Annotated in this window: 3 protein-coding genes; all 3 read left to right on the top strand. The window is 73.3% G+C overall.

Annotated elements, in window-relative coordinates; translation table 11 throughout:
• Positions 1-94: 94 nt before the first annotated feature.
• Positions 95-2,161 carry a trypsin-like peptidase domain-containing protein gene (locus tag ABZY11_RS43555; RefSeq protein ID WP_356484480.1) on the top strand — a complete coding sequence of 689 codons (2,067 nt, stop codon included), beginning with the start codon at positions 95-97 and terminating at the stop codon, positions 2,159-2,161.
• Positions 2,162-2,249: 88 nt separating this feature from the next.
• A complete protein-coding gene (locus ABZY11_RS43550; RefSeq protein ID WP_356484479.1) occupies positions 2,250-3,281 on the top strand; it encodes a MoxR family ATPase in 1,032 nt (343 codons plus the stop codon).
• A gap of 7 nt (positions 3,282-3,288) precedes the next feature.
• Positions 3,289-3,482, top strand: a 194-nt coding sequence (locus tag ABZY11_RS43545) for a hypothetical protein (protein WP_356484478.1), incomplete at its 3' end; no start/stop codon positions are given.

The following is a 3,482-nucleotide window of genomic DNA, read 5'->3' as shown; positions in this document are numbered from 1 at the left end:
CCCGGCGGACGGGTCGGGGGCGGCTGCGCCGGCGGGCACCCACCGGCGCACCGGCGCATGCGAGCGGCTCCGGGCCGGACGACGGAAGCGGATCGTGACGCAGCCGCCGGGCGGGGGCGCGTGGCAGGGGCCGAACGGCGCGGAATCCGCGCTGATGAGCCTCGTGAAGGACGCGACGGTGCGCATCCATCGTCCGGAGCCCGGGTATGCCCCTGAAGGATCCGACGGCGACTTCCTGGGGAGCGGCTTCTTCATCGCCCCGAGCTGGGTCCTCACGTGCGCGCACGTGGCGATGGACGGGAGGGGGCGTCAGGTGAACGTGGTGTACAAGACCACGCGTGGCGGCGACGCCGTCAGGGTCGGCGGCACGGTCGTGGCGGCCCTGCCCGAGGAGCGGCCCGGCGCTGGCGGCTGGCCGGCCCCCGACCTCGCGCTCATCCAGCTGCTGCGTCCCGTCGAACACCCCTGTGTGTACCTCAGCGAACGCTCCACGGGCATGAACCGCGGCGCGTACTACTTCGCGGGCTGGGCGGACGCCGGAGCGGGAGCGCTCAAGCGGCTCGGCCGGGAATGCCGGGTGGTGGGCACCGTCGACGACTGGGCCGACGGCGACGAACAGGTGCTGATCGAGGCGAGCCAGCTGTACGCGGGCATGTCCGGCGGACCCGTAGTCGACCTGGCCCGGGGCGAGGTCGTCGGCGTACTCAAGTCACGCGCCACCGATACGAACGGCGGTACGGCGATCGGTGTGGAGCGGCTGCGCACGCTGCCCGTGCCGGTCCGGGCCGCCGCGGCCGAGTCCGACGACCCGTACCAGGCCGTGTTCCACGCCCACGACCGCTACCACGCCGACCGGCACAACAACCCCGTCGACGACGAGGAGACCTGGGCGGACGTCCAGCGGGACCTGGGCTCCGTGGCGGGCCCGGCGCTCACCCCGCAGCAGCGCGTCGACCTGCTGGGGCGGCTCGCCAAGCTCCCTCCTCCGGTCAGTACCCGCAGCCTGCTCGACATCCTCGGCGGCCTGGGGTACGGGTACCGGACCGTCGGCGTCCCGGCCCCCCGTGGCTGGCGCGACGGGCTCGGCGTCCTCTACGACGCACGCGAGGGCGACGAGGCGCTGGAGCGGATCCTGCGCTACTGCATGAGCGCCATCGCCGCCGAACGCCCCTACGTGGTGCCGTCCACCAAGCTCGCCGAGGACGCCCTGTGGGACTGGGTGAAGGAGACCGCCGAGGACCGGCTCCGGCGGCCGTTCCGCCGGGAGATGGCCCGGCTCCGGTACCAGGGCCGGTACGACCAGGGGTCCGAACACCTGCGGACCCCCGAACCGGCCGGCGAGCCGGTCCGGCCGCCGCGCACGCCCACGTTCGTCGTGCTGTACCTGGAGCCCCGCGCCTGGCAGCCGGACCACTACGACTGGCGGGTCGTCGCCCGGCTCTCCGCCGACGATCTGCCCGTGACCGAGAACTACCAGGGCACCAGGGCCGACGAACTGCCGTCCCGGCTCGCCTCCTCCCTCGGGAAGGCGTTCCGGATGTGCGACGAACCCGACAGCCCCGCGATCCTCCAGGTCGTGGTGCCGCCGGCGCTGCTCGACCTGGAGGTCGAGAAGTGGGAGCTGCCCGCGGACAGCCGCCCCCTCGGAGTCCAGCGGCCGGTGGTCGTCCGCTGCTCGGACGAGCGCCCCGCCCCGTCCGACGACGTGGTCCAGGAGCGCGAAGCGCGCTGGAACCGCATGCACACCGGCCCGACCCGGGCCGCGGTCCTGGACTGCGGCGACGGGATGCGGGTACCCGTGCCCGTGACGGCGGAGCTGCGCGGACTGGCGTACGAGACCGTCCCGGTCCTCTGCCGGTACGGCGGCCGGACCGATACCCAGAGCGTCGCAGGGTTCGCGCGGGTACTCGACGGCGGATTCGACGTGGTCCTGTGGCGGCGCCCGAGGGCCGAACGGACCGCGGCCTGCACGGAGTTCCACCTCCGCGCCGTCGACACGGTCGACGGCGCGGGCGTGGCCGACCGGCTTCCGCGGAAGATCCATGAGCTGAGAAAAGGGGTGCGCGAGGGCCGTACCGACATGTTCTGGTCGGACGGCATTGCCCTGATCTACGGCAGTCCGCAACTGCCGCCGCCCGGACCGTTGTTGCAGGCGCCGTGAGCCCTCTTTCGGGGGGTGTCCCGGATGGCTACGGTGAACCACGTTCGACTGCTGCCCCTGGCGGACGAGTGATGACGAGGAACACGTTATGAGTGAACCCAGCGAGTGGCTCATCTACCGAGGGGCCGGCGAACCGCACGAAGGCATCGAGCAGTTGCCGCCGCCACCACCCTGGCGTGACTTCGCGAGCCGCGCCGCCCCGGCTTCCGGCGAGCCGGACGGGGACGGCTCCGCCGACCGGCGCCTCGGCGGCCACCGGCACATCGCCGAACTCCACCGGCCGGGTGCCGAGGAGCTCGAAATGATCAACGCCGCGCTCTATCTGCGGCGTCCGCTGCTGGTCACCGGCACCCCCGGCGCGGGAAAGAGCACGCTGGCCCATTCGGTCGCCCATGAGCTCGGGCTCGGAAGGGTCCTGCGCTGGCCGATCGTGAGCCGGACGACGCTGCTGGACGGTCTGTACCACTACGACGCGATCGCCCGGCTCCAGGACGTGCAGATCGCCGCCCACGGCGCGGCGGCCGGTACCGGTGGTGCCGCGGCCGCGGACGGCGTGGGCAGCTACATCCGGCTCGGGCCGCTCGGCACCGCGCTGCTGCCCTCGGCCCGGCCCCGGGTGCTGCTCATCGACGAGCTCGACAAGAGTGACATCGACCTGCCGAACGACCTGCTCAACGTGTTGGAGGAGGGTGAGTTCGGCATCCCCGAGCTGGAGCGGATCGCCGACCGGCTGCCCGACGGCGAGGCGGAGGTCCTCGACGACGACGGCAACAAGGTGAAGGTGCGCGGCGGCCGGGTGCAGTGCACGTCCTTCCCGTTCGTGGTGCTCACCAGCAACGGAGAGCGGGACTTCCCGGCGCCCCTGATGCGCCGCTGCATCCATCTGGAGCTCGGACGCCCCGACCACCAGCGTCTCGCGACCTTCGTACGCGCCCACCTCGGCGACGAGGCCGCGCGCGCCGGGGACGACCTCATCGCCCACTTCCTGGAGCGGTCCCGCAGCGAACTCCTCGCCACGGACCAGCTGTTGAACGCGATCTACCTCACCGACGCCGCCGCCCCGGCCGGCCGCGACCGGCTCGCCGACCTGCTCATCCAGCGACTCGACCGGCCGAGGTGATGTGCCGATGACGGGCGGCGGGCCGGAGGGCTCCCCCGATGCGCGTGGCGCCGACGAAGCGGGGCTCTATCCCGCGTTCGTGGCACGGCTGCGCGAGGCCGGGCTCGACCCCGGCGTCGAGCAGCTCCGCGACGCGCTCTGGCTGGCCCGCTGGGCCCGCCACCCGGACGCGCAACCGGCCGGCGACGAGGCGCCGGGCCA

It is taken from the genome of Streptomyces sp. NPDC006510 (genome assembly GCF_040611955.1).
Taxonomy (GTDB): Bacteria; Actinomycetota; Actinomycetes; order Streptomycetales; family Streptomycetaceae; genus Streptomyces.
This window is presented reverse-complemented; position numbering and strand designations above follow the sequence as displayed.